At 58.8% G+C, this 21,440-nt stretch carries 22 protein-coding genes; 10 read left to right on the forward strand and 12 right to left on the reverse strand.

All coding sequences use genetic code 11. The annotated features are described in order from the left end of the window. Positions 1–2: 2 nt before the first annotated feature. Positions 3–2,057 carry a right-handed parallel beta-helix repeat-containing protein gene (locus tag CUJ84_RS08475; protein WP_105005861.1) on the reverse strand — a complete coding sequence of 685 codons (2,055 nt, stop codon included), beginning with the start codon at positions 2,055–2,057 and terminating at the stop codon, positions 3–5. Between the two features lie 750 nt (positions 2,058–2,807). Between CUJ84_RS08475 and CUJ84_RS08485 the strand changes: the two genes are divergently transcribed. Further along, positions 2,808–3,647 (forward strand): isocitrate lyase/PEP mutase family protein, encoded by an 840-nt coding sequence (locus CUJ84_RS08485; RefSeq protein WP_105005862.1) that lies wholly within the window; start codon positions 2,808–2,810, stop codon positions 3,645–3,647. A 320-nt stretch (positions 3,648–3,967) separates the two neighbouring features. Here CUJ84_RS08485 and CUJ84_RS08490 read toward each other — a convergent pair whose 3' ends face one another. Continuing rightward, positions 3,968–4,258: a DUF982 domain-containing protein gene (locus tag CUJ84_RS08490; protein WP_018241867.1), complete on the reverse strand. Its 291-nt coding sequence runs from the start codon at positions 4,256–4,258 to the stop codon at positions 3,968–3,970. 140 nt (positions 4,259–4,398) lie between these two features. After that, on the reverse strand, positions 4,399–4,746 hold the full coding sequence (locus CUJ84_RS08495) for a hypothetical protein (RefSeq protein ID WP_105005863.1): 348 nt from the start codon (positions 4,744–4,746) through the stop codon (positions 4,399–4,401). 454 nt (positions 4,747–5,200) lie between these two features. Here CUJ84_RS08495 and CUJ84_RS08505 point away from each other — a divergent pair, with 454 nt between their 5' ends. Next, on the forward strand, positions 5,201–5,380 hold the full coding sequence (locus CUJ84_RS08505) for a hypothetical protein (protein WP_003559012.1): 180 nt from the start codon (positions 5,201–5,203) through the stop codon (positions 5,378–5,380). A gap of 139 nt (positions 5,381–5,519) precedes the next feature. Here CUJ84_RS08505 and CUJ84_RS08510 read toward each other — a convergent pair whose 3' ends face one another. Continuing rightward, on the reverse strand, positions 5,520–5,831 hold the full coding sequence (locus CUJ84_RS08510; RefSeq protein WP_027684863.1) for a hypothetical protein: 312 nt from the start codon (positions 5,829–5,831) through the stop codon (positions 5,520–5,522). Between the two features lie 162 nt (positions 5,832–5,993). Further along, entirely contained in the window at positions 5,994–6,437 is a 444-nt protein-coding gene (locus tag CUJ84_RS08515) for a DUF3597 domain-containing protein (protein WP_027684862.1), read from the reverse strand. Positions 6,438–6,941: 504 nt separating this feature from the next. Between CUJ84_RS08515 and CUJ84_RS08520 the strand changes: the two genes are divergently transcribed. Then, positions 6,942–7,604: a hypothetical protein gene (locus CUJ84_RS08520; RefSeq protein ID WP_245457540.1), complete on the forward strand. Its 663-nt coding sequence runs from the start codon at positions 6,942–6,944 to the stop codon at positions 7,602–7,604. Positions 7,605–7,704: 100 nt separating this feature from the next. Here CUJ84_RS08520 and CUJ84_RS08525 read toward each other — a convergent pair whose 3' ends face one another. From CUJ84_RS08525 to CUJ84_RS08540, 4 genes are all read right to left on the reverse strand, one after another. Further along, on the reverse strand, positions 7,705–8,478 hold the full coding sequence (locus CUJ84_RS08525; protein ID WP_064654243.1) for an amino acid ABC transporter ATP-binding protein: 774 nt from the start codon (positions 8,476–8,478) through the stop codon (positions 7,705–7,707). A 35-nt stretch (positions 8,479–8,513) separates the two neighbouring features. Next, entirely contained in the window at positions 8,514–9,668 is a 1,155-nt protein-coding gene (locus CUJ84_RS08530; protein WP_105005864.1) for an amino acid ABC transporter permease, read from the reverse strand. 1 nt (position 9,669) lies between these two features. After that, complete coding sequence (locus CUJ84_RS08535) at positions 9,670–10,872, reverse strand: amino acid ABC transporter permease (RefSeq protein ID WP_105005865.1); 1,203 nt, start codon at positions 10,870–10,872, stop codon at positions 9,670–9,672. A gap of 104 nt (positions 10,873–10,976) precedes the next feature. Beyond that, the gene (locus CUJ84_RS08540) at positions 10,977–12,002 is read right to left on the reverse strand and encodes an amino acid ABC transporter substrate-binding protein (protein WP_018241875.1); all 1,026 of its coding nucleotides are present in this window, start codon (positions 12,000–12,002) and stop codon (positions 10,977–10,979) included. Positions 12,003–12,365: 363 nt separating this feature from the next. Here CUJ84_RS08540 and CUJ84_RS08545 point away from each other — a divergent pair, with 363 nt between their 5' ends. Next, positions 12,366–13,556, forward strand: a complete 1,191-nt coding sequence (locus CUJ84_RS08545) for a cystathionine beta-lyase (RefSeq protein ID WP_105005866.1) — start codon at positions 12,366–12,368, stop codon at positions 13,554–13,556. 33 nt (positions 13,557–13,589) lie between these two features. Here the strand turns inward: CUJ84_RS08545 and CUJ84_RS08550 are convergent, their stop codons facing one another. Then, positions 13,590–14,744: an FAD-dependent monooxygenase gene (locus CUJ84_RS08550; RefSeq protein ID WP_105005867.1), complete on the reverse strand. Its 1,155-nt coding sequence runs from the start codon at positions 14,742–14,744 to the stop codon at positions 13,590–13,592. Between the two features lie 27 nt (positions 14,745–14,771). Beyond that, complete coding sequence (locus tag CUJ84_RS08555; RefSeq protein WP_003539274.1) at positions 14,772–15,017, reverse strand: zinc-finger domain-containing protein; 246 nt, start codon at positions 15,015–15,017, stop codon at positions 14,772–14,774. Between the two features lie 157 nt (positions 15,018–15,174). Between CUJ84_RS08555 and CUJ84_RS08560 the strand changes: the two genes are divergently transcribed. From CUJ84_RS08560 to clpA, 6 genes are all read left to right on the forward strand, one after another. Next, positions 15,175–15,960: an alpha/beta fold hydrolase gene (locus CUJ84_RS08560; RefSeq protein WP_105005868.1), complete on the forward strand. Its 786-nt coding sequence runs from the start codon at positions 15,175–15,177 to the stop codon at positions 15,958–15,960. A 128-nt stretch (positions 15,961–16,088) separates the two neighbouring features. Continuing rightward, entirely contained in the window at positions 16,089–16,922 is an 834-nt protein-coding gene (gene cysE, locus CUJ84_RS08565) for a serine O-acetyltransferase (RefSeq protein ID WP_105005869.1), read from the forward strand. Between the two features lie 139 nt (positions 16,923–17,061). Then, on the forward strand, positions 17,062–17,265 hold the full coding sequence (locus tag CUJ84_RS08570) for a DUF3126 family protein (RefSeq protein WP_003539277.1): 204 nt from the start codon (positions 17,062–17,064) through the stop codon (positions 17,263–17,265). Positions 17,266–17,539: 274 nt separating this feature from the next. After that, entirely contained in the window at positions 17,540–17,911 is a 372-nt protein-coding gene (locus tag CUJ84_RS08575; RefSeq protein WP_018073447.1) for a phasin family protein, read from the forward strand. 276 nt (positions 17,912–18,187) lie between these two features. Further along, a complete protein-coding gene (clpS, locus tag CUJ84_RS08580) occupies positions 18,188–18,538 on the forward strand; it encodes an ATP-dependent Clp protease adapter ClpS (RefSeq protein ID WP_017988219.1) in 351 nt (116 codons plus the stop codon). Positions 18,539–18,548: 10 nt separating this feature from the next. Continuing rightward, positions 18,549–21,041, forward strand: coding sequence for an ATP-dependent Clp protease ATP-binding subunit ClpA (gene clpA, locus CUJ84_RS08585; RefSeq protein ID WP_018073448.1), 2,493 nt, complete (start codon positions 18,549–18,551; stop codon positions 21,039–21,041). A 73-nt stretch (positions 21,042–21,114) separates the two neighbouring features. Here the strand turns inward: clpA and CUJ84_RS08590 are convergent, their stop codons facing one another. Further along, positions 21,115–21,405 carry a Dabb family protein gene (locus tag CUJ84_RS08590; protein WP_105005870.1) on the reverse strand — a complete coding sequence of 97 codons (291 nt, stop codon included), beginning with the start codon at positions 21,403–21,405 and terminating at the stop codon, positions 21,115–21,117. Between the last annotated feature and the right edge of the window lie 35 nt (positions 21,406–21,440).

Genomic DNA, 21,440 nt, shown 5'->3' on the forward strand with positions numbered 1-21,440 from the left:
CGTTACAGGAGAAAATCGCCTGCCCCCAGGTGGACGAGGCCCTTCAGCTGAACCTCGAAGTCATGAATGCCGTCGCCGTTCATGTCGGCCTGGATAACGGTAACATCGCTCGCGGATCCGGCGTGGTCGTCATAGTGCCAAGCGAGCGCGCCAGCCTTGTGATCGAACAAGGCATTCTCCTGTGCCTGGAAATGGAAGGTACCATTGCCCGCCGCAGAGCCATTCGCATCGATCGCCGAGATGTCGATCTTATCGACGCCGTGCTGGAAGTCGGTGATGGCGTCGCGGTTCAAGCCGGACCCGGTTTCCGTCGGTGCCTTCAAGATAAACGTATCCTCACCGATGCCACCGGTCATAATGTCCTTTCCGGCACCACCAATGAGGACATCATTGCCGGCGCCGCCGTCCAGCTTGTCCGCGCCAGCCCCGCCAGTGAGAACGTTGCCGCCGCCGTTGCCGCCGGTCAGTACGTCGTTATAGCTTGAGCCGGTCAAGTTTTCGATGCCGGCGATCTTGTCACCGGTCGCTTGGCCGCCCGATGCGGCCTTAGTCGCCAAGTTGACGTTGACCGCGTCGGAGCCCGCATAGCTGGCCGTGTCATTGCCAGTACCGCCGTCGAGCACGTCCGCGCCGGCCCCGCCCTTCAACACGTCACTACCGCCGAGACCCTTGAAGGTTTCGTTGCCGCCGTTGGACTGGCCGGTTTGCGGTAGGATGTCGTTACCGTTGGTGCCGATGAATTCCTTTGTCGGCGCCGTTGGCGTTGTCGGTTGCGTCGGCGTGGTTGGCGTTGTCGGTTCCGTGGGCGTGGGCGTGGGCGTGGTTGGGGTTGTCGGTTGCGTCGGCGTGGTTGGTGTTCCCGATACCGGGCTGGAGCCCGATTCGTAGGCACCCATATCGACAGTTCCAACGACGCGAGCGTGGTCGTCCAGATCTACCGAGCTGACGCCGTACTTGGCGGTTCCGCCGTCGATCGCTGCCGAGCCCGAGGCGAGGTGGAAGTTGTCGCTCGCTGCCCCCGCGAAATGCGGGTCGATGCCGAGCTTGTTGCCGTTCGCCGTGCTCGGCATAGCGTTGCCGCCGTCGGTCCTGACCGAGGCCTGGCCGGCCGTGCCGTTGTAGGTGTCGTTGTTGGCCCAGACGACGTTGGCGTTGGTATAGCCGCCGTACGACGTGTTATCGACTGCGGTGTTGTTCTTGTTCACCGATGGGTCCGCTACGGCGATGTTGTTGACCCAGGTGTTGTTGCTCGACTGCGCGTTGCTGAGCTCGCCGCGCCAGGTGCCGTCGTTCAGCGGGTCCTGATTGTTGTGGTATGCTGTGTTGTTCTGCACCGTGACGGAGTCGCTCCAGGCAACTTGGATGCCTTTGCCGCCGTTCTCGTAGACCAGGTTGTTGTCGACAAGGGTCTTAAACGTATAGTTCGGATGACCATCCGCCTGTGTGCTCTGAAAATCGTCAATGATGATGCCGTTGCCATCGGTGTGCGCACCCGTCTTCGTGACGTTGTCGTGCGAGATGTTGTTTTGTACGATATTCCGGTAGCCGGTCGTCGAGGTATCGCCGGTGATGTTCCGGTTCTCGTAGATCGAGATGCCCGAGAACCAGCCTGACGACGCGTTATTGTAGGTCTCGTTCCCTACGATCTTGACGAAGTCAGAATAGTTGAACTGAATGCCCGACTCCCCGCTGTCGTGGACCTTGTTGTTGAGAATTGAGACGTGATGGACGTTGTTCGCTTCGATGCCGTCACCGTTGCCGCCCTTGATGTCGAAGCCTTCGATTGTCACGTAGTTGGCGTTGACACTGATCCCGGTATACGAGCCTGCGGGCGGCCGGATCAGTGCTGCGCCAGGCACTTCCGAGCGCAGCGTGATGTCGCCCGCCGCCGAGCCGTCCTTGTCGAAGTTGATGCTCTCGTTGTAGGTCCCTGGCTTCACCACCACCTCGTCGCCGGGCTTAAGGTTCGCCGCCATTGCCTCGCTGATCGTGTGAAAGGGAGACGAGGCACTGCCGTTACCGCCGCTGCTGGTCGTCGCTACGTAGTATGTCGTCATGGTCTTGTTCCTCAACCTTAGCGCTGTCTTTGCCGGTTACTATTTTTAGTTAATCAGGCGTTACGGCGGCAGGTTATAGGGCGACGTTTTGGAGGGCGCAACAGCAACGCGACAGTAAGTGCTTGAGAAACATAGCCATATTGCTGCCACATTATCCAAATCGATCCGAAGTTACGTTTTGAAATATTTGGTGAATTTCGAGTTGCCCAAATTGTGGCAAAATATATGTCTCGCTTACCGCGAATTATTCTTTCTGCAACTATAGCGAAATGCCTCTATTGAAAACATTAGAAAAACCTAGTGGGCGTGACTGGATTCCTCCCGTCAAATGCGGAATCGACATTTTTTTCTGAATTTAGCAATTTTCGGCAGCGTCGCCTTAAAGATGCCCGCCCGCAGCCCTGGATGCATTGAGATTTCTCGTCCATATGCCGCATCCGGTCGCGTTCATGAGTCGCGGCCGCCGGACGGCCCCCTTAGCTCAGCTGGATAGAGCACCTGCCTTCTAAGCAGGTTGTCGCGGGTTCGATTCCTGCAGGGATCGCCATCATTTCAAGTGTCCATACCGAAGACGAAGACATGGGTAATAGCTGGTTTCGGACTCATGTCTGGTCCAGGAGCATGAGACTGACTGAAAGGCGCCCCAAGAGCCATCGTCGCTATTCTCTCCAAAGCAAGTTCGCGGAGCGCGTTCACATTTCGTTCCCGTGGTGCTAGTCTCACCTTCATTGACGGGCGAGGGGAGGCCTTATGGATCAAAGGGGCAAATTTGAGCGACTGAAGGCGCTTCACCAGGGCGACAGGGCTTTTGTCATCCCCAACCCATGGGACGCCGGTTCGGCTCGCCTTCTCGCGAGCCTTGGCTTCGAGGCGCTCGCGACGACCAGTGCGGGTTACGCCTTTTCCAAAGGAAAATTGGATTCATTCGCAAGCCTTGGACGGGATGAGGTCCTTGAGAACGCCGCCGAGATCGTTGGCGCTGTTGTTCTTCCTGTGTCTGCCGACCTTGAAGATGGCTTCGGTGCGTCGCCAGAAACCTGTGCGGAAACCATCCGCTTGGCCTGCGAAACCGGACTTGTCGGCGGATCGATCGAAGACGCAACAGGCAATCCTGCTGCCCCCATCTACGAGCTATCGCAAGCCGTCGAGCGCATCCGTGCTGCCGCGGAGGCTGCACGCGGTCTGCCTTTCCTTCTAACAGCGCGGGCGGAGAATTATCTTTGGGAGAGACCCGATCTGGACGACACCATCGAGCGGCTGCAAGCATTTTCAGCTGCTGGGGCAGATGTGCTTTACGCACCCGGCTTGCCGGATATCGAGGCAATCAGAATCGTTTGTGCGGCCGTGGACAAGCCAGTCAACGTGGTCATGGGTTTGAAAGGACGAAAATACTCTGTTGCCGAACTGTCGAGCGCCGGAGTACGCCGCGTGAGTGTCGGCGGCTCTTTCGCGCGGGCCGCGCTGGGTGCGTTGATGCGCGCCGCTATGGAGGTCAAAACAGCCGGTACGTTTGGATATGCCGACGACGCGCTCTCCGCTGCATTCGCCAGCCAACTGATGTCACAGGAGAAGCGCCAGGACAGGCTGTGAGTTGGGCATAAACCGAAATCGAGAAGCAGAGATTTCCTCAAGGAGCCGCTGCGGCAGTTAGTCTGTCTGCAGTAGGCCGCCCCGGAGTGAACGTCACGGTGACTTTCTTCGCGCGGATGAAACCATCTAACCCGTAACAGGGCCGGCGGCCGCGGCTCGATCTGGGGGGCTCATAGAACCCGGTGCTATCCTGCACTTTCCCCAGCCCTTATACGAGGCAGGCTGCGGCTTTCCGCCATCCGTCCAAGCCCGTGTATTCGGCTTCGGCGATCAGCGTTGGCTGCGCGCCTATTGCGTCCTGCCGGATCCAGGCAGCGATCTCAGTGAACGACCGAGAGGTAGCGGATGCCGGCTTCATCAGCCGCTCTCATCAGCGCTTCCCGCGCGGCGTTTGGGGGCGTGGTGCCGCGGATGGCGTCGAGGCATGTCCTCACCGCCACGACGTACTCCTCGCCATCATCCCCAGGCCATTCGGAAATGAGCATGGTGGCTGCGTCGCCGAGGGTCCTGACGACGCTGTATTTATCTTGGCCGCTCATGAGGATCCTCAGCGCGGGAAACTGATGCGATGTGTACCGATTCATTACATTTGGTCCTTGCATCATAAACATATTAGTAACTCTGCAAGAAGTGTTCCAACCGGAGCTGCTGTATGATCATCGGCGGATGGTTCCGCAAAAACAGTCGCCAACTGAACGGGAGATCGATTCCGATTGAAGGAATTATGCAGTCGCAGAGCGATCAAGCCGATCTAGGTCAACGCACTGCGGAACAGATCCGACTTTAGCTTGGGATGCTTCTCGGACGGATGATAGGCTCCAATCAGGGCTGCCGTTACCATGATCGACACCGAAAGGAATGATGCGACGATGCTCAGCACGGGAACCGGAGACTTTCGACCCGCCCAGAGGAACACAAAGCCAGCCGCGAAAGCAAAGAACCAAAAGACCAGGACTTCGCCCATTATCCTCGCGAATACCTCCATTGCTCCAGAGGACACCGAAACCACGGTGTCCAATCCTCCAAGCCACAACAGGATGTTCATCACCATATCCGCGATGAAGGCCAATACCATCGATCCTATCAAAAGCCGTGACATCTCGTTTCTCCGTTGAAATCTTAAGTTGTTATTTTGTCAGGCGCAGCTTTCGATCGGATTATCTGGATTGTTAAAATGCTTAGGGCTATTGCCGTCTTGTCCGATTGGGCAGCAATTCGAAGCAGTGCTCACACAACCAGGCGGCCGGGAACTTGTTTTAAACACATTGCCGTCCTATTGATTCTTCTATCGAAATTGCTTGTCGAGCTTGGTTTGCGCCGTGGCGTCCCAGCTGAACTTTCCTTTCAAAATCGATTTCTGCGCCGTCCGGCAGCCGCCGGAGGGTGATTGTCATGCCGGTTGAGGGGGAATCGTCATGAACGCAGGCAATTCTTTGATCGACGCAAGCCTCCGCCAAACACCCATCGTCGCTGCCTGATATGCCTTCGGTCTTTGACCGCGGATGTCAGTGGCGGCATTCCGGCTGGGTTTTCCAGCCATTGAGGAGAATTTCATGAGCAAGACCAATGCAGAGGCACTGTTGCGCAAAGCGCAGCGCCAGGTTGCCAATACCAGCGGCGGTGGCCATCTCGGCGGCACCAACTTCGGTCAGGGCAATGATGCCAAGACCTCGTCCGGAAGCGGCAATCGCCCGGCAGGCAAGGGTCGGCCACCAGCTGGCGGCAAACGCTGACGACAGCGCCGCGCGTCCTTTAAGACGCGCAAAGGACGCTGTAGCGCTTTGAATGGCTGCATCGCGATTGAAGACAACCCCGCCAAAATGGCGGGGTTTTTGTTTGAAGGCATATGGCGGTGGAACTGCGCGGCTCTTCTCAGCGATCCAGGAAATGATCGAAGTAGATCTGGGGGATGGGGTAGGCGTAGACGCCTCTGTCGACGAAGCTGCGCCTATAGAGGCAATTTCTGAGAGCCGCATTGTAATACAGACTTCGTGGGTCTGGCGAGCCTCGTCGCCATGAGCTTGCCTCCGGCACGCAGCGTTGCAGTGCCTTATCGTATCGAGCCAGGAGGACCGGGTCGGTATCGACTCGAATGCCGCTATAGGATTGATAATTTGAAGGAGATTCTGCGGCCGAAATACAGGCAAGGCTAAGTGCAACACCAACGACTGCCATCAATCTCATCGGATTTAATTCTCCCCTGATCGATTATCGAAGTATCGAGCCGAACGTTATTGGTTCCAGTGCCTGCGGGCAAGCGGACGCCTCGTTCCGGCGTCCGCATCTGCCCGAGACGTTACCCGCATAGCTGCCGCCACAGAAATGGCGGCAGCTATGCGTCATCGATCAATCCAGGAGATCGGCGGGTACTTTACCGCCATTTTCCGAAAGCCGCTTCATCAGCGCCTTGTGCAGCCACATATTCATTTTTGCGGAATCGTTGCTGTCGCCGGTATAGCCGAGTTCGGCGGCAAGTTCCTTGCGCTCGGTCAGGCTCGCATCCATCCCAACGGCTTTCATCAGGTCGACGATCGAGCGGCGCCAATCGAGCTTCTGGCCGCTCTTCTTCACTGCCGCGTCAAGGATCGGGACGATATCGACTGTGCTTGGAGCGGTGGCCGTGGGGGCCGGCTTGCTCTGCGGGGCAGGGGCCGCAGGCGTCGGACTGGGCGCTGCCGACGGTGAGGCAGGCGCTTGCGCCGGCTCTGTCTTCGGCGCGCCGGCAGCAACGGGTTCGGCTGCTTTCGCCTCTCCGAAGATTGCATGTTTGATCTTGTCGAAAATGCCCATTCTAAACCTCCAGTTCCATCAGATGAGAACAAGCTGAAACATGGACTTCCCGCCTGATATATCCAGACGGAAGGGGAGTTATTTTTAGCAATCTAAATCGGAGGTGGAAAAGTCAATTCGGGGGAAGGGTGTAGTCGATTTGCACGAAAACGCTGCAAATGGATCAATCAAGGCCAATCGTATCACGAACTGAGATTTGCTTGCTGGCTCTAAGTTTCCTGGCGCAATGGGGGAGGAAATACTCCGTCGGCTCTCCAGCCGCTGCGAGATATGTTTGATTTTGGCACAGTCTGTCAGATAATTCGTATTTCAATAACCGTGAAACATCATCGCACGCAGCCGAACCGACTTGCCGCGCCGTGTTATGAAACATTCGTCATCCCTTCACGTTGCCTTGCCATGGACGTCCTGTAGTTGCAGGCGTCTGATCGATCGAAGGCACGCGCGTTCCTCGATTTTCGACTGCCGGGCAGATCGTTCGGCGGAATGGAAACGGAGGAAAACATGACCCATAACCCCAATAGACTCTCCTTTGCAGTGCTCGCATCCGCCTGCGCCCTCCTTGCCATGCCGGTAAGCGTTGCGCGTGCGCTCGATGTCGGCGTGTCGGTGAATGCCGGCGATGCTGTCAGCGCCGATGTCGGGGCTTCGATTGGCGGCGGGAGCGGCATCAGTGCCGATGCCAATGCTTCCGTGGGCGGCTCGAACGGCGTCAATGCCGATGCGACCGCCAATGCCGGCGGCGGCAACGGTGTCGACGCAGACGCTAACGCCCGGCTCGGTGGCGGGCGCGGCGTCGATGCCGATCTGAATGCGCGCACCGGCAGTTCCGACGGAATCGATACCAAGGCCACGGCCTCGGTCGGCAGCGGTAGTGGCGTCGATGACAATCTCGCCATCGGCGGGATAGATGAAGCTGGCGGCAATGCCACGGCTACGCCCGGCACCACCCTCAGCGCGTCGCAGGCACGTACCCTGGAGGTCTTCCGCAGCAGGCCTGTCAATGACCAGCGCAAGATGCTCGTCCGTTGCGCCGACATCTCCGCCTCCGGCGGTGATTCCGGCCTTGCCGGTCTCTGCAGTCTGCTGCAGGCGACAGCTTCCGCTGAACACAAAACCCGCCGAGCCAGCGGCTCGGCGGGTCTTTCAAAGGATGCTTCGATCTAAAGCATGTCGCGCAAAACTGTATAGCGGTTTTGCGACAACGACATGCGTAACAACAAAGACCTAAAGCGCGAGGAGCGAATCTGAAGGATCGCGACGCGCTTTAGTGCAGGATCTGGCTGAGGAACAGCTTGGTGCGTTCGTGTTGCGGATTGTCGAAGAATTCGGCCGGCGAATTCTGTTCGACGATCTGGCCCTGGTCCATAAAGATAACCCGGTTGGCGACCTGGCGGGCAAAGCCCATTTCATGCGTGACGCAGAGCATGGTCATGCCTTCCTCGGCAAGCCCCACCATGGTGTCGAGCACTTCCTTGATCATTTCGGGATCGAGTGCGGAGGTCGGCTCATCGAACAGCATGATCTTCGGGTTCATGCACAGCGACCGGGCGATCGCCACGCGCTGCTGCTGGCCGCCGGAAAGCTGTCCCGGATACTTGTTGGCCTGCTCCGGGATCTTGACCCGCTTCAGAAAATGCATGGCCACTTCCTCGGCCTGCTTCTTCGGCATCTTGCGCACCCAGATCGGCGCCAGCGTGCAGTTTTCGAGGATCGTCAGATGCGGGAAGAGATTGAAGTGCTGGAACACCATACCGACTTCGCGCCGCACCTCGTCGATCTTTTTCAGGTCGTTGGTGAGCTCGGTGCCGTCGACGATGATGCGACCCTTCTGATGCTCTTCCAGGCGGTTGATGCAGCGGATCATCGTCGACTTGCCCGAGCCCGACGGGCCGGCGATGACGATGCGCTCGCCGCGCATGACCTTCAGGTTGATGTCGCGCAGCACGTGGAAATCGCCGTACCACTTGTTCATGTTGACGATCTCGACCGCCACTTCCGTCGCGGAAACGGTGAGTTTTTTCGCTGGAGCTTCAGCCATGACTATTTTCCCTCATTCTTATCGTTTTAGCGTTCTTATCGTTTGTGGCCGGTATCGAGATGGCGTTCCATGAAGCCTGAATAACGCGACATGCCGAAGCAGAACAGCCAGAAGACGAAACCCGCGAAGATCAGACCCGTGATCGGCGTGACGGCGCTTGCCCAGTTGGCATCGGAGAAGTTCTGCTTGACGATGCCAAGCAGATCGAACATGCCGATAATGGTGACCAGCGACGTATCCTTGAACGTTCCGATGAAGGTGTTCACGATGCTCGGGATGACCAGCTTGATGGCCTGCGGCATGATGATCAGCCGGGTCTTCTGCCAATAGCCGAGGCCAAGCGAATCGGCGCCTTCGAATTGTCCCTTCGGGATCGCCTGAAGGCCGCCGCGGATCACTTCCGCCATATAGGCCGAGGTGAAGATCGACACACCGATCAGCGCCCGAAGCAGTTTGTCCACGTTCCAGCCTGTGGGAAGGAAGAGCGGCAGCATGACACTTGCCATGAACAGAACGGTGATCAGCGGAACGCCTCGAATGACCTCGATGAAGGTAACGCAAAGCATCCGGATGACGGGCATCTTCGAGCGGCGCCCCAGCGCAAGCAGAATGCCGCAGGGTAGGGAGACGGCAATACCGACAAAGGACAGGACGAGCGTCACCATCAACCCGCCCCAGAGCGGAGTGTCCACCACTTCGAGGCCGAAGCCGCCGTGAAGAAGCCAGAAGGCGAGGATCGGCAGGACGGCGAACAGAAGAATGGCGTTCAGGCCCTTGCGCGGCGCCGACGGGATGAGCATCGGAACCAGCAGCAGAATGAACAGGATCCCGACGATCGCGGGTCTCCAACGCTCATCGAGCGGATAGCGGCCGAATAAAAACTGATCGTACTTGGCGCTGATGAAGGCCCAGCATGCACCACTCCAGCCGTCAGGCTGGATGCCGCCCTGGATCGTCGTCGCGCAGAATGTGCGGTCCGGCCCGGACCATACGGCCTGGATGAACAGCCAGTTGACGAGATGCGGCACGGCCCATGCGATGAGTGCAAGAGCCAGGATTGTCAGGATCACGTCCTTCGGGGTTGCCAGGAGATTGCGGCGTATCCAGGCGACGGCTCCCCTCTCGCCGGGGGGCGGCGGTTCGGCGGAAAGGATGGACGTTCTGACGAAAGGTTTATCGGCGACCGACATCTTATCTCTCCACCAGTGCCATCTTGGCATTGAACCAATTCATGAACAGCGACGTGAGAATGCTCAAGCTGAGATAGACGATACCCCAGATGCAGACGATCTCGATCGCTTGACCGCTCTGATTGAGGATCGTGCCACCGACGGCAACGAGATCCGAGAAACCGATCGCGATGGCGAGTGAGGAGTTCTTGGTCAGGTTCAGGTACTGGCTCGTCAGCGGCGGGATGATGATGCGCAGCGCCTGCGGCACCACGACAAGTCTCGTCACGCTCGACGGATGCAGCCCCAGCGCGCCGGCTGCCTCGGATTGTCCCTTTGCAACGCCGCGAATGCCGCCGCGAACGATCTCGGCGATAAACGACGCGGTATAGAAGGACAGAGCGAGAAACAGCGACATGAATTCGGGGCCGACGACGGAACCGCCCGTGAGGTTGAATTTTCCGGCAATCGGAACGTCGAAGGTGAGCGGAAAGCCGGAGACAACGAAGACCAGCAATGGCAGGCCGACGATCAGCGCGATCGACGTCCATACGGTGTGGAACGGCTGGCCGGTTGCGGCTTGGCGTTTGTGGGCCCAACGCGCGATGATGATGGTGGCGACAATCGCAATCACCAGGGCGATGCCGACCGCTATCATGCCGGTCTCGAAGATCGGCTTCGGGAAGGCCAGCCCTCTGTTGTTGAGGTACATGCTGAACGGCAGACCCACCGACTCGCGCGGCTGCGGCAAGACGGAGAGAACGCCGAGATACCAGAAAAAGATGACCAGCAGCGGCGGAATGTTGCGGAAAACCTCGACATAGACCGTGCAGAGCTTGGCAATCAGCCAATTGTGCGACAGCCGGCCGATCCCGATCAGGAAGCCGATGATGGTCGCCGTGAAGATACCGGTCACCGCCACCAGCAAGGTATTCAGAATGCCGACGACAAGTGCACGCGCATAAGTCGAGTCACTCGAAAAGCTGATCAGCGACTGGCCGATTTCGAAACCGGCGCGACCGCGAAGAAAGCCGAAACCCGATGCCGTATTGCTGCGGGCAAGGTTCACGGCCGTGTTGTGGGCCACCCACCACACAATGCCCACGAGAATAACGATTGTTAGAACTTGGAAAAATATGCTCCGGTATTTCGGGTCGTACATTGCCGACCGGAAACTCCAGCCGGTGCCATGCAAAGGTGTCGTATCCACAGCCTCATGCGTCATGCCGCGCCAATCCCCTTGTGCCCGTTTTCGGGCTTTCTTTTTGCTTTTTTGGAAGATGGGAGGGCGGCTCGGCCGCCTTCCCGGGATTCCATGCCAAAGCTCGATTAACGAACCGGCGGTGCGTACTGGATGCCGCCCTTGCTCCAGAGAGCATTCAAGCCGCGTGCGATCTTGAGCGGGCTGCCCTGGCCGATGTTGCGCTCGAAGATTTCGCCATAATTGCCGACGCCCTTGATGACGTTGGCAGCCCAATCATTGGTCAGGCCGAGATCGGTGCCGATCTTGGTGTCGGTCTCGCTGCCGAGGAAGCGCTTGATGTCCGGATTCGGCGAATTCTTCATCTCGTCGACATTTGCCTGGGTGATGCCGAACTCTTCGGCATTGATCAGCGCATAAGCCGTCCAGGAAACGATATCGAACCATTGATCATCACCCTGACGGACGGCCGGGCCAAGCGGCTCCTTGGAGATGATCTCAGGAAGGATGACGTGTTCGTCGGGGTTCTTCAGCGTCAGACGCAACGAATAGAGACCGGATTGGTCGGTCGTGTAAACGTCGCAACGACCGGCGTCGTAGGCCGCGTTGACCTCAGGAAGGTTTTCGAAGACGACCGGATTGTACTGCAGATTGTTCGTCTTGAAGTAATCGGCGAGGTTCAATTCGGTGGTCGTGCCCGACTGTACGCAGACTGCGGCGCCGGAGAGTTCGAGAGCCGACTTCACGTTCAGGCTCTTGCGCACCATGAAGCCCTGGCCGTCATAATAGGTGACAGGACGGAAGTTGAAGCCGAGTGCGGTGTCGCGGTTGATCGTCCAGGTGGTGTTACGCGAGAGAACGTCGATTTCACCGGACTGCAGAGCGGTGAAGCGTTCCTTCGCATTTGTCGGCGTGTACTTGACCTTGGTGGGGTCGCCGAACACGGCCGAAGCGACGGCCTTGCAGAAGTCGACGTCGAAGCCGGCCCAATTGCCGGAAGCGTCAGGTGCGGCAAAGCCGGTAAGGCCGGTATTGACGCCGCACTGAACGAAACCCTTTGCCTTGACATCCGTGAGTGTCGTGGCCGAAGCAGCCGAAGCGCCAAGAGCGAAAACTGCTGCGCCGATCGTTGCGGACAGAAGCTTGTTCTTCATTTTTTCCCAACCTTTTCCGTTGTCTTGTATTTTCTTGTGGGAAGTTCCGGCCGAAAAACTCTGCCGCCTCCCCATTTTCTCGACACCCTCCCGGCGCGAGTTGTTCTATCACAGTCGCAAATGTCACCATGGTCAAGTGTCGCGGTCAATAATTGCGGCAAATTTCAGCATTTTGGTAGATTGCGCTGCGTTCGTGGGCACTTGGCTATGAAATAGGCGCCTGATTGCGGAAAAATAACGCGAAAATCGTGGCTTCCACCGCTTCGCTACGTCGCCGGCGATCAATTCCTGGGGGTTGACCTGATATGGCGGGGCGTCCAAAAGTCCGGTTTCGCGTCTCCGTCGCCAAAGGCTATTCCCGACATGAAAGACAAAGACAGCTTGCTGCAGAATGCCGGCATCAACACCCGCCTGACCCATATCGGCAACGACCCTTTCGACTATCACGGATTCATTAATCCGCCGGTCGTGCATGCCTCGACGGTGTTGTTTCCGAATGCGCGGGCGATGGAGACGCGCACGCAGAAATACACCTATGGAACGCGCGGCACACCGACGACGGATGCGCTCTGCGAGGCGATCGACGCGCTCGAAGGCTCGGCCGGAACGATCCTCGTCCCCTCGGGCCTTGCGGCCGTCACCATTCCTTTCCTGGGTTTCGTCGCGGCCGGCGATCATGCGCTGGTGGTCGATTCGGTCTATGGTCCCACGCGCCATTTCTGCGACACGATGCTGAAGCGCCTCGGCGTCGAGGTGGAATATTACGATCCGGAGATCGGCGCCGGCATCGAGGCGCTGTTCCGGCCGAACACGAAACTCGTCCATACCGAGGCCCCAGGCTCCAATACCTTCGAAATGCAGGATATTCCGGCGATCTCGGCAGTTGCGCACCGCCACGGCGCCGTCGTCATGATGGACAATACCTGGGCGACGCCGCTCTATTTCAGGCCGCTCGATCACGGCGTCGACATCTCGATCCATGCATCGACGAAATATCCGTCCGGCCATTCCGACATTCTGCTCGGAACGGTTTCGGCCAATGCCGAGCACTGGGAGCGGCTGAAGGAGGCGAACGGTGTGCTCGGCATCTGCGGCGCACCCGATGATGCCTACCAGATTCTTCGCGGATTGCGCACCATGGGCCTGCGCCTCGAGCGGCATTATGAAAGCGCGCTTGATATCGCAGAATGGCTGGAGGGCAGGGAGGATGTCGCCCGCGTGCTGCATCCGGCCCTGCCGAGCTTCCCCTCTCATCATCTCTGGAAGCGCGATTTCAAAGGCGCCAGCGGCATCTTTTCCTTCGTGCTTGCCGCCGACGGTCCCGAGAAATCCAGAGCAAAGGCGCATGCCTTCCTCGACGCGCTCAGGATTTTCGGTCTTGGTTATTCCTGGGGCGGCTATGAAAGCCTCGCTTTGCACGCCTATCTCAACGATCGCAAGGTTGCCAAGGCGCCGACGGAGGGTCCGGTCATCCGCCTGCAGATCGGCATCGAGGATGTGGCCGACCTCAAGGCCGATATCGAACGGGGTTTTGCCGCGGCAAGCGCGGTCTGATCGGACGCCTGGGGCGCCGCCGCTTGCAACGCTCTATGGCAGACGCAGCGCCCGATAGCCGTAGATCCAGTCGAGATCCGCCGCCAGGCTTAGCGGCGGCTTGAGGCCGAGTACGAGATCGCGGCCGATCCGGATCGGCCCTTTCGCATGGTAGGCGAACCGGTTGAAGGCGCCGCGATGGCGAAGCTTGGCGATGCGTGGCGCCCGATGTCGTTCGAACAGCGCTAGCGCTTCCGTCGCGGATCGGTTTGAAAGAAACGCGGCCAGTTCATAGGCGTCTTCGATCGCCATCGCCGCTCCCTGGGCGGCAAAAGGCATCATCGCATGTGCGGCGTCGCCGATCAGAACCGTTTTTCGGCCGTCCTGCCATGTCCCGGCGGTGGTCTCGAACAGCGGCCAGAACGTCAGCTTCCGGTGTTTTTCAAGCAGCGAGACGATCGCGGCATTCCAGCCGGAAAGGCGCGCCCGCAGCTGCGCCCGCTGTTCTTCCGTCGGCTCGCTTTGCCAGGCCTGCGGCGCGATATTGCCGGCAGTGATCGCCACCATGTTGAAGCTGCCAGTTTCCCTCAGCGGATAGCAGACGAGATGCGCCGAACCGCCGAGAAAAGCCGAAACGCTTGCCCGGTCGAGGAAACCCGGCGCCTCAGTTTCGGCAATCGTAAAACGGTAGGCGATATTGCCGGAAAAGCGCGGCGAGGGGCTGCCCGGAATGGATTGCCGAAGCTTCGACCAGACGCCGTCAGCGCCGATCACAACATCGGCGGCCCGCTCGAAAGGCGGCAGGGTCGAATCCATCCGCACGCCAAGGTGAAGCCGGCAGAGCGGATCGGCCGTAACCGCATCCAAAAGCGCTTTCTGCAATGTGGTGCGGTGCAGGACGCCATAGGGAGCGCCCCAGCGTTCCCGCGCGAATTTGCCGGACGGCACCGCCGCGAGCTGGCGCAGCGAACTGCCCGATATCAGCCGGATGGCGTCCGGCTCGAGCCAGACCTTTGACAGTCCTTCAAGGATACCGAGTTCGGCAAGGATGCGCGAAGCGTTCGGCGAAACCTGCAATCCGGCGCCGACGTCGGTGAGTTCGCCCGCCTGCTCGAAGATCTCCGAACTGATGCCCCGGCGCGAAAGCGCAAGGGCAGCTGTCAGCCCTGATATCCCGGCGCCGATGATGGCGGCATGTTCGACCGGCATTCTCCGTCCGATCCGGATCTGGACTGCCTACGCCGCCTTCACGTGGAAAACGCAACCGGCCGGATTGGTCTGGCTGGGCTTGAGCGCGGAATTGAAGCGATAGAGCGTCGAGCAGTAGGAACAGACCTTCTCGTTGTCGTCGCCCATGTCGATGAAGATATGCGGATGATCGAAGGGAGCCGAAGCGCCGGTGCACATGAATTCCTTGACGCCGACTTCGATAACGCGGTGACCGCCGTCGTTCTGGAAGTGGGGAATGTTGTGGCCGGCCATGTCGCTCTCCGAATGCTTTGAAATGTGCGCGAACCTTATAAGCCTTCGCCGCAAATGTGTAGAGCCAAACCGCCGCGCCGGGCACAGTTTTTAGCCACAGTTTTTGGCTTCACGATGAAAGGCTGCTCGACTATGGTCGCGCCAAAAGGAAGGCCCGATGAACCTGAATACACCCGCATTTTCAAGCTTCACCCATGATGGATTGCAACTCGCCTTCTTCGATGAGGGCGATCCGGCCGGTGTGCCGGTGTTGTTGATCCACGGCTTTGCCTCGACTGCAAACGTCAACTGGGTGCATCCGGGCTGGCTGAAGACGCTTGGCGATGCCGGCTACCGGGTGATCGCCATGGACAATCGCGGCCACGGGGCAAGCGATAAGCCGCACGATGGCGAAGCCTATCGTCCATGGGTCATGGCCGGCGATGCGATGGCGCTGCTCGACCATCTCGGCATTCCCGAAGCCAATGTTATGGGCTATTCGATGGGCGCGCGCATTTCCGTCTTTGCAGCGCTTGCCAATCCGCATCGCGTCCGTTCGTTGGTTCTTGGTGGCCTCGGCATCGGCATGACCGACGGCGTCGGCGACTGGGACCCGATCGCCGATGCGCTGCTGGCGCCCTCGCTGGACGCGGTGACGCATGTCCGCGGCCGCATGTTCCGCGCCTTCGCCGAGCAGACGAAGAGCGACCGGGTCGCCCTGGCCGATTGCATCCGCGGCTCGCGCGATCTCGTCGCCCGCTCCGATATGGCCAAGCTCGACATGCCGACGCTGATCGGCGTCGGCACCAAGGATGATATCGCCGGCTCGCCGCAGGAATTGGCGGCGCTGATGCCCAATGCCGAAGCGCTCGATATTCCGGGCCGAGATCATATGCTCGCCGTCGGCGACAGGGTTTTCAAGCAGGCGGTGCTGGCCTTCTATGCAAGGGTCGCCCATCGCTGACAACATCGTGATGCCGAAAAACCATGCTAAAAAACCATGGCGACGGCACCCATTTATGTTATTGGCGTTTTCCTCTATATATTGGCATTCCGAAAACGGCATTCCGGCTGGCAGCGAGGAGAGCGGCGATGGTCGCAAAGACTGAGATTCGTGCTTTTGACACAGGCCATCCGCTGAAGGTGATGGATCCCATCTGGGACAGCCTGCGCGAGGAAGCCCGGCTCGCCGCCGAACGGGACCCGGTTCTCGCCGCCTTCCTCTATTCGACCGTGATCAACTACCATTCGCTCGAGGAATGCGTCATCCACCGCATCTGCGAACGTCTCGATCACCCCGACATGCAGGCGAACCTGCTTCGCCAGACCTTCGAGGAAATGCTCCTCGACTGGCCTGACTGGAGCTCCATCCTGCGCGTCGATATCCAGGCGATCTATGACCGCGATCCCGCATGCCTGCGCTTCATGGAGGCGGTGCTTTATTTCAAGGGCTTCCATGCGCTGCAGACACATCGTCTGGCCCATTGGCTGCTGAACCGCGGCCGGCGCGATTTCGCACTCTATCTGCAGAGCCGCTCCTCCAGCGTCTTCCAGACCGACATCAATCCGGCCGCCCGTATCGGCAAGGGCATCTTTCTCGACCACGCCACCGGCCTCGTCGTCGGCGAGACGGCCGTCATCGGCGACAACGTCTCGATCCTGCACGGCGTCACGCTCGGCGGCACCGGCAAGGAGGGCGCCGACCGCCATCCGAAGATCGGCTCCGGCGTCATGATCGGCGCCGGTGCCAAGATCCTCGGCAATATCGAGATCGGCTATTGCTCACGCGTCGCCGCCGGCTCCGTCGTATTGAAGGCGGTGCCGCCCAAAAAGACAGTCGCGGGTGTGCCGGCCAAGGTCGTCGGTGAGGCCGGTTGTTCCGAGCCGTCGCGCAACATGGACCAGGTGATCGGCGCCGATATCTGAGCGCCGTTGGAAACAAGGATAGGAAAAGTCGGCGGGATCCGAGCGGGGAGAGCCATGAGCAAACGGCAACCTTGCCTTTACACCGCTGCATTTCCTGTGCAAGAAGCGGCCAATCAAGACCGCTTACGGAGATGACAGAGTGAAGCCAGAAGAAATCAAGAAGCTCGACGCCTATTTCAAGCGCATGTTCAATCCGCAGATGATCGTCAAGGCGCGTCCGCGCAAGGATGATTCTGCGGAAGTCTATCTCGGCGAAGAATTTCTGGGTGTCGTCTATATCGATGACGAGGACGGCGACCGCTCCTACAACTTTTCGATGGCGATCCTCGACGTCGATCTCTGATCGCGTTCGAAAGCTTCAAAAGGACCGAACGGCGCGATCCGTTGGGTCCTTTTTTCGTTTTTTCGATTCGCAACGAGAATTTATTCAAAACTTCCGGTTGCGGCATTCTGATATATTTTAGCAAAATCAGTTAAAGACGTACGTGCCCCGGCGCGCTGCCTTTGTTATGTTATTGTAATGCAACCTTTGGATGTTTTGCAACGCACAAGACTACTTGACTATTTGTGCATTGCAGCTACCCTGCGGCCACCAACAGCCCAACGGAGGATGGCTCATGTTCAACTTTGAAGACGCCAACAAGAAGAGCAAGGAAGCCGTCGACACGGCCCTGAAGACCTATACCGACACGTCTAAGGGCTTTCAGGCAATCGCCGCAGAAGCCACTGAATATTCGAAGAAATCTTTTCAGGACGCGGTGACGCATTTCGAAACGCTGGCCGGCGTCAAGAGCTTCGAGGCTGCCTTCGAGCTGCAGACGAGCTACGTCAAGGCGTATTTTGAAGGCTTTGTCTCCGAGACGACGAAGCTCAGTGAGATGTATGCCGATCTCGCCAAATCAGCCTACAAGCCCTATGAGGCACCGATCGCCGCTGCGGTCGTCAAGACCGCCAAGTCGGTGTCGGCGGCGACGCCTGCGGCTGCTTGAACTGATTTCAAAGGCGCAACCTGCGCTACATATTGAAAAATGAAGACCGGCTACGCATCTGTAGCCGGTCTTTTTGTTTCCACTTTCGCTGCAGCGCCCGCATGGGATCGACCGGGGACTTTTTTGGTCTTTCCCGTGCATGCCGGCCATTTCTTGATTGCAGTGTCTGACAGGGGGCTTAAAATCAGCCTATTATGAACTAAGTTAGTGTTTCAGATATTCGGCGGGAAAAGCACCCTCCCATGCTCCGCTGGATTGCTTGAGGAATGAATGACAATGATCGCAAAGCCGATCCGGATGCAGAACGACAGCGAAAGGAACGGGGACAACGCAAATCGAACCTCGGTCATCACGCGCACCAAGCCGAAGACCAAGAAGCCCAATCTTTATCGTGTGCTGCTTTTGAATGACGACTACACTCCCATGGAATTCGTCATTCATATTCTGGAGCGTTTTTTTCAGAAGGATCGTGAAAGTGCCACCCGCATCATGCTCCATGTCCATAACCACGGCGTCGGCGAATGCGGAATATTCACATACGAGGTAGCGGAAACGAAGGTCAGCCAGGTGATGGACTTCGCCCGGCAGCACCAGCATCCGCTGCAATGCGTCATGGAAAAGAAGTGAGGATCTGAACGTGCCAACATTTTCGCCTAGTTTAGAGAAGGCGCTCCATCAGGCACTGACCTTTGCCAACGAGCGGCACCACGAATATGCGACGCTCGAGCATCTGCTGCTCGCCCTGATCGACGATGCCGATGCGGCCGCGGTCATGGGTGCCTGCAATGTCGATCTCGACGCGCTGCGCAAGACGCTCGTCGAATATGTCGATAACGAACTTTCCAACCTGATCACCGGTTATGACGAGGATTCGAAGCCGACCTCCGGCTTCCAGCGTGTCATCCAGCGTGCCGTCATCCACGTGCAATCGTCCGGCCGCGAAGAGGTGACCGGCGCCAACGTGCTCGTCGCGATCTTCGCCGAGCGCGAAAGCCATGCCGCTTATTTCCTGCAGGAGCAGGAGATGACCCGCTACGATGCCGTCAACTATATCTCCCACGGCATCGGCAAGCGCCCGGGCGTTTCGGAAGCGCGTCCCCCGCGCGGCGCCGAGGACGAAGCCGAAAGCAGCAAGCCGACGGCGCGCGGCGGCGAGGAAGAGGGCGGCCCCAAAAAGCAGCAGGACGCGCTCAAGGCCTATTGCGTCAATCTCAACGAGAAGGCCAAGGGCGGCAAGATCGATCCGCTGATCGGCCGTCACGCCGAAGTGAGCCGCACGATCCAGATCCTGTGCCGCCGTTCGAAGAACAATCCACTCTACGTCGGTGATCCCGGCGTCGGCAAGACGGCGATCGCCGAAGGCCTTGCCAAGCGCATCGTCGAAGGCAAGGTTCCGGAAGCGCTCGCCGATGCAACGATCTTTTCGCTCGACATGGGCACGCTCTTGGCCGGCACGCGCTACCGCGGCGATTTCGAGGAACGCCTGAAGCAGGTCGTCAAGGAACTGGAAGAATATCCGGGTGCCGTGCTCTTCATCGACGAGATCCACACGGTGATCGGCGCCGGCGCCACCTCAGGCGGCGCAATGGATGCATCGAACCTCCTGAAGCCGGCCCTGTCATCGGGCGCCATTCGCTGCATTGGTTCGACCACCTACAAGGAATACCGCCAGTTCTTCGAGAAGGATCGGGCGCTGGTCCGTCGTTTCCAGAAGATCGACGTCAGCGAGCCGTCGATCGAAGATGCGATCGAGATCATGAAGGGCTTGAAGCCCTATTTCGAAGAGTATCACCACCTGCGTTATTCGAACGACGCCATTAAGTCGGCCGTCGAACTGTCGGCCCGCTACATCTCCGACCGCAAACTGCCCGACAAGGCGATCGACGTGATCGACGAAACCGGTGCGGCGCAGATGCTGCTGCCGCCGTCCAAGCGCCGCAAGCTGATCACCGAAAAGGAGATCGAGGCGACGGTCGCGACGATGGCGCGCATTCCGCCGAAGACCGTCTCCAAGGACGATGAAGCCGTGCTTGCCAATCTCGAGAAGGAACTGCGCTCGGTCGTCTACGGCCAGGATATCGCCATCGAAGCGCTTTCGACCTCGATCAAGCTGGCGCGCGCCGGCCTTCGTGAGCCGAACAAGCCGATCGGCGCCTATGTCTTCTCCGGTCCGACCGGCGTCGGCAAGACCGAGGTGGCAAAACAGCTGGCCTCGTCGCTCGGCGTCGAACTCCTGCGTTTCGACATGTCGGAATATATGGAGCGGCACACGGTTTCGCGTCTGCTCGGCGCGCCTCCCGGCTATGTCGGCTTCGACCAGGGCGGCCTTCTCACAGATGGCGTCGATCAGCATCCGCATTGCGTGGTGCTGCTCGACGAAATCGAGAAGGCGCATCCCGACATCTACAATATCCTGCTGCAGGTCATGGACCACGGCACGCTGACCGACCATAACGGCAAGAAGATCGATTTCCGCAACGTCATCCTGATCATGACGACCAATGCGGGCGCATCCGAAATGGCCAAGGCGGCGATCGGCTTCGGTTCGTCCAAGCGCACCGGCGAGGACGAGGAGGCGCTGACCCGTCTGTTCACGCCGGAATTCCGCAACCGTCTCGACGCGATCATTCCCTTCGCGGCGTTGCCGACGGCCGTCATCCACAAGGTCGTGCAGAAGTTCATCATGCAGCTGGAGGCCCAGCTTTCCGAAAGGAACGTCACCTTCGACCTGCACGAGGATGCGATCGCCTGGCTGGCGGAAAAGGGTTACGACGAGAAGATGGGCGCCCGCCCGCTTGCTCGCGTCATTCAGGATACGATCAAGAAGCCGCTCGCCAACGAAATCCTCTTCGGCAAGCTGAAGAAGGGCGGCGTCGTCAACGTCACTGTCGGCCCGAAGGAAGACGGCAAGCCCGGTATCGTGCTCGAAGCCATTTCGGAAACGGCGCCGATCAAGCCGAAGCCCGAAGCCGAGGTCGTGCATCCCGAAGGCGATGATGGGGATGACGGCGAGCTGAAGACGAAGGCGGCCCGCAAGACCCGCGCCAAAGCGGTGCCGCAGGCCGAGCCTGAGGTGCGAGACGCCCCGAAGAAGGGAAGCGCGGTTCCGAAGGTTCCACGCAAGAAGTAAGATACCGTCACCGAATTGGAAAAGGCCGCGTTCTCAGCGGCCTTTTTCGTTTTCGGATCTGCATGCGCCCTTTTCAGAGCCTGGTGTAGTCGATCTCGAGAAAGTCGGCGACCTCGGGCACCCAGCGGTCGCGCACGAAGGAAACATGCAGTGGATGGACGTTATAGACATCATGGCCAGCCTGATCGTCGAACTCCATCGAGAAGCCGAAGGTGAAATCGCTTTTCCGGCTCGTCTGCCGAAGCTGCTCGAAATTCCGCACGCTCGGGATATTGGCAAGCACCAGCGCGTCGGCGAGGAATGACTTTTCTTCAGCCGAGCCGGATTCGTGCTTGAGGCGGAATGCGACGGTGTGGCGGATCATGATCTTGTTCCAAATGATTGTCTGGTGAATTCTCT

This window comes from Rhizobium leguminosarum, assembly GCF_002953715.1.
GTDB lineage: Bacteria > Pseudomonadota > Alphaproteobacteria > Rhizobiales > Rhizobiaceae > Rhizobium > Rhizobium leguminosarum_V.

Coding starts and splice junctions, on each gene's coding strand:
- CUJ84_RS08475 (WP_105005861.1), bottom strand. CDS start 2,057: ATGACGACATACTACGTAGCGACGACCAGCAGCGGCGGTAACGGCAGT.
- CUJ84_RS08485 (WP_105005862.1), top strand. CDS start 2,808: ATGGATCAAAGGGGCAAATTTGAGCGACTGAAGGCGCTTCACCAGGGC.
- CUJ84_RS08490 (WP_018241867.1), bottom strand. CDS start 4,258: ATGTTTATGATGCAAGGACCAAATGTAATGAATCGGTACACATCGCAT.
- CUJ84_RS08495 (WP_105005863.1), bottom strand. CDS start 4,746: ATGTCACGGCTTTTGATAGGATCGATGGTATTGGCCTTCATCGCGGAT.
- CUJ84_RS08505 (WP_003559012.1), top strand. CDS start 5,201: ATGAGCAAGACCAATGCAGAGGCACTGTTGCGCAAAGCGCAGCGCCAG.
- CUJ84_RS08510 (WP_027684863.1), bottom strand. CDS start 5,831: ATGAGATTGATGGCAGTCGTTGGTGTTGCACTTAGCCTTGCCTGTATT.
- CUJ84_RS08515 (WP_027684862.1), bottom strand. CDS start 6,437: ATGGGCATTTTCGACAAGATCAAACATGCAATCTTCGGAGAGGCGAAA.
- CUJ84_RS08520 (WP_245457540.1), top strand. CDS start 6,942: ATGACCCATAACCCCAATAGACTCTCCTTTGCAGTGCTCGCATCCGCC.
- CUJ84_RS08525 (WP_064654243.1), bottom strand. CDS start 8,478: ATGGCTGAAGCTCCAGCGAAAAAACTCACCGTTTCCGCGACGGAAGTG.
- CUJ84_RS08530 (WP_105005864.1), bottom strand. CDS start 9,668: ATGTCGGTCGCCGATAAACCTTTCGTCAGAACGTCCATCCTTTCCGCC.
- CUJ84_RS08535 (WP_105005865.1), bottom strand. CDS start 10,872: ATGACGCATGAGGCTGTGGATACGACACCTTTGCATGGCACCGGCTGG.
- CUJ84_RS08540 (WP_018241875.1), bottom strand. CDS start 12,002: ATGAAGAACAAGCTTCTGTCCGCAACGATCGGCGCAGCAGTTTTCGCT.
- CUJ84_RS08545 (WP_105005866.1), top strand. CDS start 12,366: ATGAAAGACAAAGACAGCTTGCTGCAGAATGCCGGCATCAACACCCGC.
- CUJ84_RS08550 (WP_105005867.1), bottom strand. CDS start 14,744: ATGCCGGTCGAACATGCCGCCATCATCGGCGCCGGGATATCAGGGCTG.
- CUJ84_RS08555 (WP_003539274.1), bottom strand. CDS start 15,017: ATGGCCGGCCACAACATTCCCCACTTCCAGAACGACGGCGGTCACCGC.
- CUJ84_RS08560 (WP_105005868.1), top strand. CDS start 15,175: ATGAACCTGAATACACCCGCATTTTCAAGCTTCACCCATGATGGATTG.
- cysE (WP_105005869.1), top strand. CDS start 16,089: ATGGTCGCAAAGACTGAGATTCGTGCTTTTGACACAGGCCATCCGCTG.
- CUJ84_RS08575 (WP_018073447.1), top strand. CDS start 17,540: ATGTTCAACTTTGAAGACGCCAACAAGAAGAGCAAGGAAGCCGTCGAC.
- clpS (WP_017988219.1), top strand. CDS start 18,188: ATGATCGCAAAGCCGATCCGGATGCAGAACGACAGCGAAAGGAACGGG.
- CUJ84_RS08590 (WP_105005870.1), bottom strand. CDS start 21,405: ATGATCCGCCACACCGTCGCATTCCGCCTCAAGCACGAATCCGGCTCG.